This window comes from Saccharicrinis aurantiacus (genome assembly GCF_947489045.1).
Lineage (GTDB): Bacteria > Bacteroidota > Bacteroidia > Bacteroidales > Marinilabiliaceae > Saccharicrinis > Saccharicrinis aurantiacus.
Genome location: NZ_CANLCN010000009.1, coordinates 140,981 through 157,564, shown reverse-complemented (window position 1 = coordinate 157,564; position 16,584 = coordinate 140,981). Strand labels below are relative to the sequence as shown.

The window sequence follows — 16,584 nt, the reverse complement described above, 5'->3', positions numbered from 1 at the left end:
GCCGCACCAAATAAATGATGCGGCTCGCTGCTAACTCGAAAACAGCTAAATGATAAATAATGCTTTTACACTATTTGTTATTTAGCAGAACGCTTACGTTCGTGTTCTTCAAGAAATATTTTACGGATACGAATTTCTTTTGGTGTTACCTCAACATACTCGTCTCCTTGAATGTATTCTAATGCTTCTTCTAATGAGAAGATAATTGGCGGTGCTAATTTCACTTTATCATCAGAACCAGAAGTACGCATATTGGTAAGCTTCTTGGTTTTAGTAATGTTGATAGTTAAATCACCATCGCGGTTATTTTCTCCAATTACCTGACCTTTGTATATTTTTTGCTGCGGTGCAACAAAGAATTTACCTCTATCTTGTAATTTATCTAATGCGTAAGGAATAGCTGCTCCATCTTCCATTGAGATAAGAGAACCATTTAAACGTTTGTTGATTTCGCCTTTGTAAGGTTGGAACTCAACAAAACGGTGTGCCATAATTGCCTCTCCAGCTGTAGCTGTAAGCATTGCGTTACGCAAACCAATAATACCACGAGATGGGATATGGAATTCGATAACGATACGATCACCTTTACGCTCCATGCTTAACATATCACCTTTACGTTGTGTAACCATTTCGATGGCTTTACCTGAATACTCATCTGGTAAATCGATGGTTAATTCCTCAACTGGCTCATGTTTGATAGCTCCAATTTCTTTAATGATTACACGTGGCTGACCAACTTGTAGCTCATAACCTTCGCGACGCATTGTTTCAATTAATACTGACAAGTGAAGTACACCACGTCCGTATACATTCCATGCATCAGCAGAGTTTGTATCTTCAACGCGAAGTGCTAAGTTTTTCTCAAGCTCAGCATCTAAACGGTCTTTAATATGACGTGAAGTAACAAATTTACCATCTTGTCCGAAGAATGGTGAGTTGTTAATTGTAAATAACATACTCATTGTTGGCTCGTCGATAGAGATAGGATCTAAAGCTTCTGGCTCTTCAATATCGGCAACAGTATCACCAATGTCGAAAGTATCTAAACCAATTAAGGCACATAGCTCGCCACTTGAAACTTCTTCTACTTTAGTACGACCTAAACCAGAGAATACGTTAATTTCTTTAATCTTAGTTTTTGTGATTGAACCATCGCGACTTACTAACGAAACCTGTTGGTTTGTTTTTAAAGTACCACGGTGAACACGACCAATAGCAATACGACCTGTGTAAGGCGAGTGATCTAAAGATGTAATTAACATCTGAGGTGTTCCTTCGTTTGGCTCTGGCGCTGGAATATTTTCAACAACTGCATCAAATACAGCAGTAATATTATCAGTTTGCTGTTTCCAATCAGTACTCATCCAACCATTTTTAGCAGAACCATAAATGGTTACAAAATCTAGTTGGTCTTCTGTAGCACCAAGGTTGAACATTAAGTCGAATACCGACTCTTGTACCTCCTCTGGACGACAGTTTTCTTTATCAACTTTATTAATAACAACAATTGGCTTAAGGCCTAAGTTAATTGCTTTTTGAAGTACAAAACGTGTTTGTGGCATTGGTCCTTCAAAAGCATCTACTAAAAGTAGTACACCATCGGCCATGTTTAAAACACGCTCAACCTCTCCACCAAAGTCGGAGTGACCTGGGGTATCAATAATATTGATTTTGGTGTTTTTATACACCATTGAAACGTTTTTAGATAAAATGGTAATACCACGCTCTCTTTCAAGGTCGTTGTTATCCATTATTAAATCACCAACCTCTTGATGGTCTTTAAATAATTGACCGGCTAGTAACATCTTGTCTACCAGGGTAGTTTTACCGTGGTCAACGTGTGCAATAATTGCAATATTTCTTATATCCTGCATAGCAATTTCAAATGAGGGTGCAAATGTAGTGTTTAATTATGACTTAACACGCTTTATTGCTTAAGTGTTAGACATAGCGCTATTTTATAAGTTTTTTTAACATCTGACCCTAATATAATGGAAATCAAACAAGAATGTCAAGTAAATAAGACTTTAGAAAAATAAGTTGATGTAGTATAATATAGAATCGAACTAATATGTACATCAAGTGAACACTAAAGAACATCAGTGTGGAACAACATCCTTACATTACGAACATAAATTTTATATTAGGTTTAACGGTCGTAAATCCATTCTAAATCAGGGGGTATTCAAAATACATGTTGACTTTATTATAAATGGTTAGTAACATAGCCATTAAATATAAACTAAGCCATAAAATACTTCCTTAAAAGTTCGAAACCATGCCCAACAATTGCATTATCATAAGATTTTCTCCACAAAACATATTATTTAATACTTATAATTAATCCCTTTACTATTTATGAAAACAATGAAACAACTCTTAACACTAGGCTTAATTACATTTTTAATTACTAGTTGTAATGAAAAAGAAAGCACCCCAATTTACACGCCTACCATTACTTCATTTGAGGTAAACAAAACAGAGGCTTACCCTGAAGAATCGATTATAGTTACGGCTGATGCAACTTGTGACAGTGATGAACCATTAGATTATAGTTTTACTTCTAATAAGGGAACTATTAAAACTGATGGCGATCCTAAAAAAGCAACATTAACCTTACCTAGAACTGATGGCGAGGTAATAGTAACATTGGATGTTAAAAGCACTACAGACTCTATTAGCGATATAAAAACAGTGAAAGTTTTACCAGTTAAGTTTTATGATAGATTTAAAAGCGATAGTCAAATCTCCTATAAATCAAATGTAAAAACTAGTTTTACTAATGATATGCTTAAATTATCGAGGGGTGAAATCATAGATAGAACATCGGGATGGTTATCTTTTAGACAATCGAGCTTAAGTAAATCCACCTTTAATGGTTTTATAACCAAACTCTCGACAAATGGAATAAACGAAGATAAAAACTACGCTATATTAAGGACTTCATTCGCCTTGGATCCGGATAAACAAACAGACAAACAATTGGTCGCATTATATTTTTTTATATCTCCTCGAGAAGATGCCAATCATACAAACTTCTATATCCGAGCGATTATGAGAGACATTGAAACAAGTACCAATAGCTATAAGGATATAGTCCCTTTTACTAAAAACAGAAACACACCATCGATTAATACAAAAGATGAACAGTTTGTTATTGAAGCTAATTACGACAAATTAGCAAATCTGAATGTGAGCATAAATAATATTGAATTATTTGATCCAAGCTCACTTAATAATTTACTGATCTCTGAAGGATGTTCATCAACAAATATTATCAATGAGTGGGGACTTGTAGTATTCAATAATATGGAACTAAACGTAGACTACATTTATTTTCCAGAGTAACATATTATTATATAGCATATAATTTACACAATCCTAAATATGGTGACTGATTTTACATTACATTTGAGCGTCTCGATATTATTTTGAGGCGTTCTTACATTGAACCTAAAAAGTTTAACATTTACCTCCCCCTTTCGAGGCTGTATGAACAAATTTAGTATCGGTACCAAGTTCTTCTCATCGGTTCCATAAAATTTTACAATTGCATCACTTGCAATTGCAATTGTACCATTTTTTAGACGATTGTACCACCTACTTTTGCTTCTGTACCACTTTATTTTGGGAGTGTACCATTCACTTTTGGTTTGTACCTCGTAATTCTGACTTTGTACATGGTACAAGAGCAAAATTTAGTGACACAAAGCAGAAAATAGTGGTACAGTTACAGAAAAAGTTGGTACAAAGGCAAAAAAAATGAATCCCCTTTGGAAGAATCTTACACGCTATAACGTGACTGAGCAGAATTATAGCCTAGGCTGGTTCAGATGCGCAATTTTTTAGTACAAATATTACAAACATGCATTCAGTTAACAGAAATACTAATGCAGAGCCAAGGGCATTATTACAAATTATGGCCTAACTCAAGGTGCTTGGTAAAAAATGTGCTACTGGCTGAGTGGTTATACTGGGCAACAACCCAGCTGCGTGAGAGATTGCAACGAATACCCCACAGCGAGGCACGAAGCGAGGAGTAGCAGTGAAAAGCTCGACCCTTTAGGGGCACGCCCAATTTATTATTATACTAGACAGGAGTGAGAAGTACAGCTACTGAACTATGGAGCATAATTATTAAACTCCCCTCCCTTTTTAATGTATTGACACACGCATTGATACTGATATTTAAAACTATATTTGGGTAATTATTCATTATATATTACGTATACATGTTGTTTAAAAAGGTTTTAATGGCATGCATGGCTGCCTTGTTGCTATGTTCATTTAATAGTGCCGAAAAAGCACAAACGTTAATAAATAAAGTTAACCGATATAACAAATCGTCGTACCCCGAGAAACTATTTATACACACTGATAAACCGGTATATTTTGCTGGTGATGATGTATGGTTTCAATCTTACTTGGTTAATGCCATAACGCATTTACCCGAGATACATGAACGCGTATTGTATGTTGAGCTGATAAACCCTAATGGGGTAACTGCCTCTAAACGCATGTTTATATTAAACCAGGGAAAGTGTTACGGACATATGGAGTTGGATCAGGATATGGCCACCGGAAAGTATTTGATGGTTGCTTACACCAACTGGATGCGTAACCAAGGCTCTGATTTCTTTTTTAAAAAAGAAGTGCATATTTATGCCGAGGATGTGGATGAAGAGATGGCCGTTGCAAATTCAGAACGCACCAGCACAGCTACAGAACCAGCAACTGAAGAAACAGTTATAAACGCCAATAATACTTCAACCGCTAAGTTAAACCTACAGTTTTATCCTGAAGGAGGAAATTTAGTGAATGGCATTACTACACGTGTTGCCTTTTCAGGTGTAAACCAAGCTGGCGATGCCATGGACTTTAAGGGTGCAGTTGTTGATCAGGATGGTAATTTTTGCTCGCCAATACAACCCATTTACGATGGCAAAGGTTTTATTTTTATTAAAGCCGAACTTAACAAACAATACTTTGCTCAAATTGAAGGCAATAATAACGAAAGCATCACTTTTCCGCTGCCAAAGGTAATGCCTCAAGGGTATTCTTTAAGTGTGAGTAACCGATGGAATAACGAAAACTTGGATATACATATCCAATCGAATACGGGTAAAGGTGAAGAGAACATTAACCTGCTAGTACAGCAAGAAGGAGATATTATTGAAATGCTTGAGGGCACTATTACAAATGGTAGTCTGCGTTTTTTAATACCCAAAGAGCTTGTTAACACAGGCATTGTTCAGCTAACCTTATTAAACAGTGATATGATTCCGGAGGCTGAGCGTTTGGCTTTTATAAACCACTACGATGCTTTAAATATTTCTATTGAGGGGGCTAAAGACCATTACAATAGTCGCGAGGCTATTGACATTCAGCTTAGCGTAAGCGATAAAAATGGAAACCCTGTTGAGGGTGAATTTTCGATGTCGGTAACTGATGCTGCATTGGTAGATGATAAAGCCTATAGCCAAATAAATTTAGTAAATCACATGTTACTAAGTGCCAATCTACCTGGTAAAATTAATAATATTGGATCGCTATTGAAAAATAATGCCGAGGCCTTTAATAACCTTGATATTATTATGCTGGTTAACGGATGGCGCCGATTTAAATGGGAAAAAGTAATAGCCGATACTATTACTACGCCTAAATACCAATACGAAACGGGTATTTATATTGATGGAAAATTAAAACGTAAGAGTGGGAAAAAGGCGGCTCCGAAAGGCATTGAAGTTACCATGATGTTATCTGGAGACCAAACCCAAGTGATGAAAACTACAACCGACTCAAAAGGTCACTTTAAGTTTAATGTACAAGATTTTAACGATACTGTTGATGTGTTGGTGCAAACGGTAAACAGATCGAACAGTAAAGCAGATTTTAATATCGATTTAAATTCGAATCTACGCTTTGACCCTGCTGATAATAACGCTCGTGCACGAATGATGCTTAGCGAAAAGGTAGCCACAACATTCTTTAGCAGCGAGGCCATAAAAGCCGATGAAGTACAGGCTAGTAAGGGCAATACAAAAGAACGACTGCAAAGAGATGATGATGCCTTTATTTTTCAGGATACAACCGATATTTTTTTAGATAACATTAATGTTACTGCCAGTAAAAAGCGCACTGTACAAGAGAATATGGTGGAGCAATTTGGTGCCCCAAGTTATGTGGTAGGCCAATCGCAACTAGAGGACTTAATGAAAGATACGCCATGGTACTACGGTTTAACAAGTTTATTGTACGATGCATTTCCGGGTTTAAGAGTATATGAAGTGAGCAACCCTGAGGACATGGGTGGCATACAAGATGACTTTGCTGCAGAAGAGGATTCAATATTTTCGGATGATGATGGCTTTACCGAGTTACGTAACCAGCGAACGGTTGATTTTGTATTAACAGGTAAAAGTCCGCACCGCTTTTATATTTATGTGGATGGTTCTTTAATTGGGATGACCAATTCGAACGGACGATTGGCAACAATGGATAGCAATTATAGCTTCGATGATTTTATGTCGATGGATCCTACGGCTATTAAGTCTATCGAATTAGTATTCTCGCCGCGCAATTCACCTATGTTTGACATTATGCCCGAAACTACTGCCGATATTGATATATCAGGAGCTCCCGAGGCAATACTATCTATTTATACAAAGGAAGGAACTGGTGTTTATGCACAGAGCTACAACAAAGGAATGGCCAACTTCAGATTATATGGATTTGAGAAAGTACGTGAGTTTTATGCGCCACAATATGATGGTACCGACGATTTAAAAGTAGTTAACGATGAGCGCTCTACTTTGTATTGGTCGCCATCCATAAAAACGGATTCATTAGGTATAGGATCTATTCAATTTTATAACTCAGACGCCGCAGAACAACTCAGGTTTGATGTAGCTGGTTTTTCTGTTGATGGTACACCCGGAGCTCAAATTGTATTAAAAGGAAGCATTACAAATAGCTATAGAAAGGCTACCACAAATGATATGGCTTCTGATTACGAACAGGAAACTGTTGAAAACCTTGCGCTTTCAAAAGAATATAAATTGGGAGCTGCAATAGCGAAATCCCCTGCCAATAATAGTTTAGCTTACGCCGATATTACCATTAAAGGAAAACCTTTTGCTACCACAACAAACTGCGATGGTGATTTTATCATCAATCTTGATGAAGTAAGTGGCAGCGATATTGTTATAATAAGTTCCCTTAATTTTGGTTCAGCGGAATTGAGTGTGGATGATTTACTGAGAGATAAATCGGTTCAGCTTCAAAATAATTTGGATACAAGCGAAAAGATAGATGCCGAAAAGATTATTCAGCAAATGGGTCGTAAGAAAAGATCAAATAGTATTCTATCGAGCATCTTTATTAAGGGAGCATACCGAGAAACCATTAAAAAGAATGGCGATCTATTTAGAGTATCAGACTTTGGGCTAATTCAAAAGAAGGAGAATTATTACGGTCCGATAATTACACATGAAACAATGCCATTAGAGGGACGTGAGTACCGCACTGAGGATTACCCAATGCAAATTAAATATGAGCCATTAAATACCACCGATGATTTAATGCCAATTATTGATCCATTGCATCAAGATTTAAGTTTCTTGAAGTACGACAACCGTAAAGATTATACATATGCTGCAGAAGGTGTTGTGGAATTTCAGGGGCGTAAATGTTACAAAATCAGCTTTACACAAAACCCCGAAGTTCGTAAGGCACTTTTCGATGGCTCAATGCTTATTGATAAAGAAACCTTCGGCTTAGTATCGTTAAACTGGAAGTATAGTGAAACGGCTAGTAAGTACCTTTTACCAATACAATTTTTAATGCCGGGTAAAACCATCGAGAAATTTGAGGTACTTGAGCAAGATAATACTGCTTCTTACTACATAAAGGATGGCAAGTGGTATTTAAAAAATGTATCACAATCGGCAGAGTTACGCATTGACAATATTAAACTGGCGTACAAAAGGGAGTTCTCAACAACCGAGGTGTTTGATAAAAAACCTGATGAGTTTAAAAAGACTTCTGTTGATAAGATGGATAAGCGTAGAATGATGATTAGAACGGTTAACTACAACCCGGAATACTGGCGTCAACCATGGGTATTACCTGCCGACAAAGACATTAATGAGCAGATTAACTTCTTACATGAGGTTACGTTTATAAAGCAGAAGCAATAAGCTACTGCATTACAAAATAGCAGAATACAAAAAGGCTTCAGTAGTTATACTGAAGCCTTCTTTTTTATAGTTGTATAAAATATCTCTACCCTACTCCACAGTAACCGATTTGGCTAAGTTACGCGGTTGATCCACATCGCAACCTCTTAAAACAGCAATATGGTATGAAATAATCTGCAATGGAATAACCGTTAATAAAGGTGCAATTGCCTCATGACAATCAGGTACCTCAATAACATGATCAGCCATCTTCTTAATTGTTGTATCACCTTCAGTTACTACTGCAATCACTTTACCGTTTCTTGCCTTAACCTCCTGAATATTGCTAACGATTTTCTCATATGACTTATCTTTTGTTGCCACAACAAAAACAGGCATATTCTCATCAATTAAGGCAATTGGTCCATGCTTCATCTCAGCAGCAGGATAACCCTCGGCATGGATATAAGAAATTTCTTTTAATTTAAGAGCACCCTCTAAAGCAACCGGGAATAAATATCCTCTACCTAAGTAAAGTGCATTATTAGCATCTTTATATAAGGATGCGATATCTTTTATATCTGCTGTTTTTTCAAGAATCGTTTTTATCTTTTCAGGAACTAAAGTCAACTCATTAATTAGTTGCTTATATAATTCATCATATAACGAACCTCTTTTCTGGCCAATAGTAAATGCCATCATCATAAGCGCAGTTACTTGCGAAGTAAAGGCTTTTGTTGAAGCAACACCAATCTCAACACCTGCGTGGGTATAAACCCCTGCATGCGTTTCTCTTGGAATAGATGACCCCACAACATTACATATACCAATAATTGTTGCACCTTGTTCCTTGGCCATCTTAATAGCAGCTAAGGTATCAGCAGTTTCTCCACTCTGAGAAATAGCAATTAATACATCATCGGAATTAATAACCGGATTACGGTATCTAAACTCTGAAGCATATTCTACTTCAACTGGTACGCGGGCAAATTCTTCAAAAAGATACTCACCAACCATACCCGCATGCCATGATGTACCACAGGCAACAATTATAATTCGCTTTGCTGTGGTCAACTTTTGCATTTCGTCATTAATCCCCCCAAGGAAAATCTTCGACTTATCCATAGTGATACGACCACGAATGGTATCCATTATTGATGTAGGTTGCTCGTATATTTCTTTCAGCATATAATGCTCGTAATCACCTTTATCAATTTCATCAATCGTTAGTTCGACTTTCTGAATCTTAGGCTTCTGGGCATCATTCTGAATATTCTTTAAAACAAGATCCTCTTTTGTAAGAATAGCAACATCTTCATCGTTCATATAAATAACCTGATCGGTATATTCAATGATTGGTGAAGCATCTGAACCTAAAAAATATTCATTCTGGCCAACTCCAATTACCAAAGGACTACCTTTTCGGGCTGCAATTAACTTATCCTTTTCATCAGCACAAGAAATTACCAAGCCATAGGCGCCAACCACCTTTGATAGGGCAACTCTAACCGCTAACTCCGCATCTACTTTTTGCTCTAGATAAATATTCTCAATAAAGTTTACAAGAACTTCAGTGTCCGTTTCACTTTTAAAGTCGTACCCTCTATTTACAAGCTCCTTCTTTAAATGCGCATAGTTTTCAATAATTCCATTATGCACTAAGGTAAACTTTCCGTTCATCGAGGTATGTGGATGCGCATTGGTATCATTAGGTTCTCCATGAGTAGCCCAGCGCGTATGACCAATACCTATAGTCCCATCAGTAGAACTATCACTAACAAACTCTTCAAGGTCTTTCACCTTGCCCATTCTTTTATAACTATTGATAGATCCGTTTACAAGAGCAACTCCTGCTGAATCATATCCTCTATATTCAAGTCTTTGTAATCCCTTAATTAATATTGGGTAAGCTTTTCGTTCCCCTATGTAAGCAACTATTCCACACATACTTTTTTCATTTATTCGTAAAACGCGAACACCTTATTTAACTAAAGCAATATAATTCATTATTTTAATAAATCTTTCTTCAATTGGTATATGACACATTTATCACCTTAAACACGTATTATTTTAGGTTATTAATTCTATTTTCAACATTCTCATCCTTTATCTGGTATTCTTTCTGTAGGTCAATTATAAAATTATTGTTATTCACATCGCCTCGTACATTAAGAAAATCGTCTTCTTTTAATGCTTCTGATGTCAAACCAAAACCAATTTTACTCTTAACATTAAACTCCTTTTTGGCATCAGATATTATTGCAGTTTCATTCTTTTTTAGAACACCCTGATAACTAACAAGAAACTCTGAAAGGCTTTCGTTTTTGTATAAATCCTTATTAAAATAGGAATTCGCAATACTAATGGCATGAGTTATACTAAGTTTAGATAGCTGTTTATATTCATTTTGAAGAAACGCTCCAATCTCATGTATTGATATGTCAGTTTCAACAATTTGCTTAGTTAAAGTATCAAGCTTATCCTCCCTAATAAATAAACCTCCAAGATCAATCCATTCACTTAGTTTATCGGATTGTGACAGATCCCCATTTTCAATTTCATCATAATTATTTACTACAATATCACCTATGTAAGTTGTTAACATCTGCTCGTATAAGGTAATACCTCGCTTTATTGATGCAACAAAAATTTGAGCGCCTTTATACATGAGCGCCTTGGTATCAGGCTTTGCCTTTTTAATTAGGGCTTGTAACACTTCTATTCCTTTTACAATTTTATTAATCGTAAAAGGACTCAAACCATCAAAGTGAATAAGGTCTAGGGGAAGATCTGAAGTACGCTTATCGCGATTAGGCCATTTTTGGATATCACGACAAGTACCAACATTAAACATATTTTGGCCTGGCATAAGTACACTCTTTCCATTATCCTCAATTAGATATGAGAATGGAAATTCTGATGTATCAGGATTGTTATAATGCTTACCTAAAATCATTGTAAAGGCGCTCACTTTACCTGGCCACAAAATATACGACCCGCTTCCTGTTTTGCATCCTCGCTCCAAGGTTCCTTGATGAACTGGTCCGAGTTTATACATATGGTTACTTTGGTTTGTTGCGCTTCCTGCATTATAAAAAGAGAAGTTACCTGCAATTAACAAAGTAGATTTATGATGAGTAACTGTATATGGCCCTGCAAAAATACTGCAAGCCTCACCTAATAAAGCTTGGCTATTGGCAAAAAACAAACTATTCTCAGCCGAAAAGCCACCACCTACTTCTGCAGCCTCACCAATAAAGCAATTATTAATTTGTGCTCCATCAGAAACCTTTGCATTTCTTGTGGAAATAAAGTTTCTGGCAATCACATCTTTTCCAATATATGAAGGCGCTTTCTCTGAACTATTTATTGTTCCATTATTTAATAAAGAAGCACCTTCAACAATAGCATAGTCGCCCACATTAACATTTAAGATACTCCCAGCATTATAAATTTTTGCGTGAGTCCCAATTTTGCCTATATCAGATTTAATGGTATTACAATAAGCTTTTATTTTAGTATTAAGAGAACTAATTAAGCTCTGATCGTGCCTAAAAAAGCAAAGCAAGTATGCTATTTGCGATGAGAGCTCATTATATATAGTAACTTCCCTCCCACCAGCTTCATTAACTGCTAAGACTTGGGTGCCATTACCAAAATAAGATTCTCCAGAGCATATTATTTCATTGGTATTTACAATCTGAACGTTATCTTCAATAAGATAATTCGAAATTAGATTACCAATATTCTTAATAAAAACTCCGTTACCAAATCTACAGTTATGAAAACATGAATTATACAATCCCGCTTTCGTTTTTAGGCCATGCTGCAGTGTAACCTTAATATTGAGATCACCAATGTGGTTTTTTCCTGAGAACTTACAATCACGGACCCTATCAGTGGAGAATTTTGGGTGAACAAATATATCCTGCCAGTCATCACTTATACAACCTTGAGACTTTAGCGTAATAATTTCTTCGGTATTTAGATTTCTGTATTGCATTTGTTAAATTTTAGCCTGATAAAAATACTAAAATAGAAAATGATCTACTTAAACGTTTATATAAAAAAATAGCCCTTTCATAAATGAAAGGGCTATTATACGATATATAAGTTTCTATTTTAATTTAATATACTTAATCGCGATGTATGGAGCTGGTATAGTATCCGTTGTAGAAATGATCTCTGTATTGTGCAAAATTACTCTATCAAAATTCGATTCAGGACTTTGAGGCATAATATAAATATCTTCAAAATCAACTAAATCAATATTATAAGATGAAGGAGCTACTAATTCTTCGAAATAACCTGGAGTAAAAGAAAACTTATAATATGATGGATAAACTTCATCATTTTCATTTACATCATAAGAAAGCAGACCACTACCAATACCAGAAGACAAAGTTCCATTATCACTATAAAAGGTTGGTGTTGTTAACTCATCTTTATCGTTCTTTCTATATATACTTAACGATTGTGGTGGAGCGTAAGTTCTATAATTTGTAGCTGTTGTATCTATAAAAACATTAATATCAACAGCAGCAATACCTAAATGATAGTCTGAGTCAATATTTTCTATTGAATCTCCCCAAGCTTCTTTAAAAGCATTATCAATCTTAATATTTCCCATACTCCCAGCCATAGGCTGTACAAATAATTTTGAAATATCCGACTGATCAACGGAAGAATTAGAATGTACAAAAGAATTAATCTTTACACTCTCACTATTAACAGGGAACTTTCTTTCAAATAAGGTAGTACCAATCGTATCACCTAGCGTAGCATCAATTTCATATCGCTTATAATACAATACCAATTCTTGACTTGTACTGCGATGATTGAATTTAACAAGAGAACCTTCAGCATCTGGATCATCACTTTCTAATTCACTCGTAACATAAAACCCCTTAAAGAAATCGCGAAATAAGGCATTGTTCGTAATGGTATCAACACCCACAGTAAATATCTTTTCACCTATTGCATCATCTATCGGAATAGATAGTGTATCCACATAACTTGCTTGACTCCAGATAGAATCATTTTTACCATTCAGTACATTAAAGGTAATCGTACCAACAACTTCTGGATCAGACAAATCTGCGCCTTTAGTATCTGAGTTATAAGAACTCGATGGCGATAAAGAAGTTGTCAATTCATAAATTGAAACGATATGATTTGCTAAGGTATCTCCTGTCCATGAATTCAAAGGATACTTTAACAGTAATCTCGTTGAATCAAGCTCGTAGTTATCTGCAGCCTTAAGGCTTGTAGTATCACTACTCCCATCAATTGTTCCTACTGAAAACTGAGTAATGAAGTCGGCTTTAGATGCCCCAAAATATTCATCCTGCAACTCTCCTAAAATAAAGGATGTTGGGTTTGATGATTTAATTGGATCTGACATTTCACTCAATGCTTGCAGAGTATTTGTTTCAACATGCGTTGATATTACTTCATCACCAGGCAATACATTCCCTCCTACTGATGAAAAATCATCGTTACATGAAACTGATAATACAACTACAGCCGCAGCCATGATTAATTGTGATAAGCGCATAATGTGTACTTAGTTAAGTGGCAATTAATTTATACTAACCCAATAAATCGTCATAGAAAGAATTGAACGCATCTACATAAGTTTCTTCAGATTGGAAATTAAGAACTGGTTTTCCTGAGTTCTTTGCATATTCAATTATTTCGCTATTAGCATCAGGATGACCTTGAATAATACCATCGCAATATTGGATTGCTAATTTGCTTAAATTCTCAAAATTGCAAGGATTTAATACTTCAATATCTGAATCTTCAATTCCTTCAAGTTTTAACTTATCGCGGAAACTATCAGAGAATGTAGTTGTAAAATCATCATTATATACTGAGTAAACCAACTTAGAATTAGCAAAATGAGGATCTTCATTCATTGCTTTCTTAATATAAAGAGGTACTAAACCTGTGAACCAACCATGACAGTGAATTACATCTGGTGCCCATCTTAGTTTTTTAGTTGTTTCTAAAACACCACGTGCAAAGAAAATAGCTCTTTCATCATTATCTAAATGCTCAGCACCTTCTTTATCAACTAATGTAGATTTTCTTTGGAAATAATCTTCATTGTCGATAAAATACACCTGCATACGGGCAGCTTGTATTGAAGCTACTTTAATGATAAGAGGATGGTCGGTATCATCAATTATCAAGTTCATCCCTGATAAGCGAATCACTTCGTGAAGTTGATTTCTACGTTCATTTATACATCCATAACGAGGCATAAATGTTCTGATTTCTTTACCTTTTTCTTGAATACCTTGTGGTAAGTAGCGACCTATTTTAGACATTTCTGTCTCTGGTAGGTAAGGGGTAATTTCTTGAGAAATAAATAAAACCTTTGTTTTGTCCATCTTATCGTTTTGTACTTTTTAGCTTCCTATTTTCTATTACTCAAATAAGCTTTCATTTTGTTGAACTAACTAAATCATTCAGCTTTATTTCAGAATATAAGCCGCAAAATTAGCAAAAATATACCACCTAAACAAAGCTTAGCAATGTAATACTTTTATTGTATCAATTTTATTATTTACTTTGCGCGGTTTTTCAGATTGGAGAAATGGTGAATATTTATTATTCAGAAGTAAGATAGAGGCATGAAAATTGTTGAGAAATCAAAAGAATTAAACGCACTAATAAGCGGCTATAAAAAGGACGGATTAATTGTAGGTTTTGTTCCTACAATGGGGGCGTTGCACGAAGGACACCTTTCATTGGTAGACGAGGCTTCTAAGAAATCGGATGTAGTGATTGTAAGCATTTTTGTTAATCCAAACCAATTTAACAATCCGAATGACTTAGATAAATACCCTCGAACTATAGATCAGGATCGGGAGATGTTAGAACAAACGAAGTGTGCAATTTTATACTATCCAAGTGTAGAAGAAGTTTATCCTGAAGAGGATAAAAGAATATTTGATTTTGGGCAACTTGATAAGGTTATGGAAGGACAATTCCGACCAGGGCATTTCAATGGTGTGGCACAGGTTGTAAGTCGCTTCTTCGATTTAATTAATCCTGACAAAGCTTTTTTTGGAGAGAAAGATTTTCAGCAGTTGGCTATCATCAAAAAAATGACTAAATTATTGGGTTACGAAATTGAAATTGTTCCTTGTGCAATAATTAGAGAATCAGATGGTTTGGCAATGAGTTCTCGAAATATGCTGTTAACGGACGAATGTAGAAGCGAAGCTCCAATAATAGCTCAAAAATTATTTGAGTCTAAAAACTTATTGAGTACTAAAAATATAAAAGAAGTTATTAATTTTGTCACCGATGAAATTAATAAGTCAGGAATTTTAGAAGTTGAATACTTTGAAATTGTTGATGGAGATACTCTCCAGCCTGTTAACAACTGGGGAGATAGTGATTTTGTTGTTGGCTGCATAGCTGTATTTGCCGACAAAGTAAGGTTAATTGATAATTTGATTTACAAAAAACTTGCATGATGAATGTTGAAGTTGTAAAATCGAAACTGCACAATGTTTCGGTTACTGAAGCAAATCTTGATTACGTTGGAAGTATTACCATCGATGAAGATTTAATGGATGCTGCCAATATTATTGAGAACGAAAAAGTTCAGGTAGTGAATAATAACAATGGGGAACGATTAGAAACCTACGTTATTAAAGGAGAAAGAGGCTCTGGGGTAATTTGCCTTAATGGAGCTGCTGCAAGAAAAGTTGCTGTAAATGATGTAATTATTATTATTACTTATGCATCTATGCCTCTAGATGAAGCAAAAAAGTTTAATCCTACGTTTATTTTCCCTGATACAGCAACCAATCAGTTGGTGTAATTTAGGTGTAACGAAAAGATACATACCCCGGTTTATCCGGGGTTTTTTGTTTGTACAATATAAACCAATAAAATATGTCTGATTTTTTTTCAAAAATTAAATCTCGCTCAGAAGCAGAATTACAGATTTCAAAATGGCAACAAAATGGCGACAAGGTTGTGTTTACTAATGGGTGTTTTGATTTAGTGCACCGAGGCCATGTTGAATATTTAAATAAAGCAGCAGAGAAAGGGCAAAAACTGGTTTTAGGCTTGAACTCTGATGCTTCAGTAAAAAGGCTAAAAGGTGAAACACGACCTATTGTAGATGAAGAAAGCAGAGCCATTTTATTGGCCGCATTTCAGTTTATTGATTTAGTTGTATTGTTTGATGAAGATACACCTTATGAACTTATCTCAGCTCTTCAACCAGATTGCCTCGTTAAAGGAGCCGACTACAATGCGGAAGATATTGTAGGTTATGATATTGTTACTGCAAAAGGAGGAACAGTTGAAACAATTTCGTTTGTTGAAGGATTTTCAACCTCTAACATTGTGGAACGAATTGCCAATGAACTCAAGTAAG

General features: G+C 35.5%; 10 protein-coding genes. 5 read left to right on the top strand and 5 right to left on the bottom strand.

Going from position 1 to position 16,584, the window contains the following annotated elements:
- Positions 1–77: 77 nt before the first annotated feature.
- Positions 78–1,874, bottom strand: coding sequence for a translational GTPase TypA (gene typA, locus QMO11_RS12195; RefSeq protein WP_282037545.1), 1,797 nt, complete (start codon positions 1,872–1,874; stop codon positions 78–80).
- A 493-nt stretch (positions 1,875–2,367) separates the two neighbouring features.
- Here typA and QMO11_RS12190 point away from each other — a divergent pair, with 493 nt between their 5' ends.
- Positions 2,368–3,348, top strand: coding sequence for a hypothetical protein (locus QMO11_RS12190; RefSeq protein WP_282037544.1), 981 nt, complete (start codon positions 2,368–2,370; stop codon positions 3,346–3,348).
- A gap of 884 nt (positions 3,349–4,232) precedes the next feature.
- Positions 4,233–8,198, top strand: coding sequence for a peptidase associated/transthyretin-like domain-containing protein (locus QMO11_RS12185; protein WP_282037543.1), 3,966 nt, complete (start codon positions 4,233–4,235; stop codon positions 8,196–8,198).
- 90 nt (positions 8,199–8,288) lie between these two features.
- Here QMO11_RS12185 and glmS read toward each other — a convergent pair whose 3' ends face one another.
- The 4 genes from glmS to QMO11_RS12165 all read right to left on the bottom strand — a co-directional run bounded on the left by glmS (position 8,289) and on the right by QMO11_RS12165 (position 14,575).
- Entirely contained in the window at positions 8,289–10,124 is a 1,836-nt protein-coding gene (glmS, locus tag QMO11_RS12180) for a glutamine--fructose-6-phosphate transaminase (isomerizing) (RefSeq protein ID WP_282037542.1), read from the bottom strand.
- Positions 10,125–10,242: 118 nt separating this feature from the next.
- Positions 10,243–12,180, bottom strand: coding sequence for a DUF4954 family protein (locus tag QMO11_RS12175; RefSeq protein ID WP_282037541.1), 1,938 nt, complete (start codon positions 12,178–12,180; stop codon positions 10,243–10,245).
- Positions 12,181–12,294: 114 nt separating this feature from the next.
- Positions 12,295–13,734, bottom strand: coding sequence for a DUF4270 family protein (locus tag QMO11_RS12170; RefSeq protein ID WP_282037540.1), 1,440 nt, complete (start codon positions 13,732–13,734; stop codon positions 12,295–12,297).
- A 34-nt stretch (positions 13,735–13,768) separates the two neighbouring features.
- Positions 13,769–14,575, bottom strand: a complete 807-nt coding sequence (locus QMO11_RS12165) for a glycogen/starch synthase (RefSeq protein ID WP_282037539.1) — start codon at positions 14,573–14,575, stop codon at positions 13,769–13,771.
- Positions 14,576–14,818: 243 nt separating this feature from the next.
- Here QMO11_RS12165 and panC point away from each other — a divergent pair, with 243 nt between their 5' ends.
- The 3 genes from panC (at position 14,819) to rfaE2 (ending at position 16,583) form a co-directional block, all read left to right on the top strand.
- Complete coding sequence (gene panC, locus QMO11_RS12160) at positions 14,819–15,670, top strand: pantoate--beta-alanine ligase (RefSeq protein WP_282037538.1); 852 nt, start codon at positions 14,819–14,821, stop codon at positions 15,668–15,670.
- Positions 15,667–16,020, top strand: a complete 354-nt coding sequence (gene panD / locus QMO11_RS12155) for an aspartate 1-decarboxylase (RefSeq protein ID WP_282037537.1) — start codon at positions 15,667–15,669, stop codon at positions 16,018–16,020. The genes panC and panD overlap by 4 nt, the downstream gene beginning before the upstream one ends.
- A gap of 74 nt (positions 16,021–16,094) precedes the next feature.
- Complete coding sequence (rfaE2, locus tag QMO11_RS12150; RefSeq protein ID WP_075602735.1) at positions 16,095–16,583, top strand: D-glycero-beta-D-manno-heptose 1-phosphate adenylyltransferase; 489 nt, start codon at positions 16,095–16,097, stop codon at positions 16,581–16,583.
- The last annotated feature ends 1 nt before the right edge of the window (position 16,584 follow it).

Bases quoted from the DNA above. Each gene is read 5' to 3' on its own strand.
- typA (WP_282037545.1), bottom strand. From the start codon at position 1,874: ATGCAGGATATAAGAAATATTGCAATTATTGCACACGTTGACCACGGT.
- QMO11_RS12190 (WP_282037544.1), top strand. From the start codon at position 2,368: ATGAAACAACTCTTAACACTAGGCTTAATTACATTTTTAATTACTAGT.
- QMO11_RS12185 (WP_282037543.1), top strand. From the start codon at position 4,233: ATGTTGTTTAAAAAGGTTTTAATGGCATGCATGGCTGCCTTGTTGCTA.
- glmS (WP_282037542.1), bottom strand. From the start codon at position 10,124: ATGTGTGGAATAGTTGCTTACATAGGGGAACGAAAAGCTTACCCAATA.
- QMO11_RS12175 (WP_282037541.1), bottom strand. From the start codon at position 12,180: ATGCAATACAGAAATCTAAATACCGAAGAAATTATTACGCTAAAGTCT.
- QMO11_RS12170 (WP_282037540.1), bottom strand. From the start codon at position 13,734: ATGCGCTTATCACAATTAATCATGGCTGCGGCTGTAGTTGTATTATCA.
- QMO11_RS12165 (WP_282037539.1), bottom strand. From the start codon at position 14,575: ATGGACAAAACAAAGGTTTTATTTATTTCTCAAGAAATTACCCCTTAC.
- panC (WP_282037538.1), top strand. From the start codon at position 14,819: ATGAAAATTGTTGAGAAATCAAAAGAATTAAACGCACTAATAAGCGGC.
- panD (WP_282037537.1), top strand. From the start codon at position 15,667: ATGATGAATGTTGAAGTTGTAAAATCGAAACTGCACAATGTTTCGGTT.
- rfaE2 (WP_075602735.1), top strand. From the start codon at position 16,095: ATGTCTGATTTTTTTTCAAAAATTAAATCTCGCTCAGAAGCAGAATTA.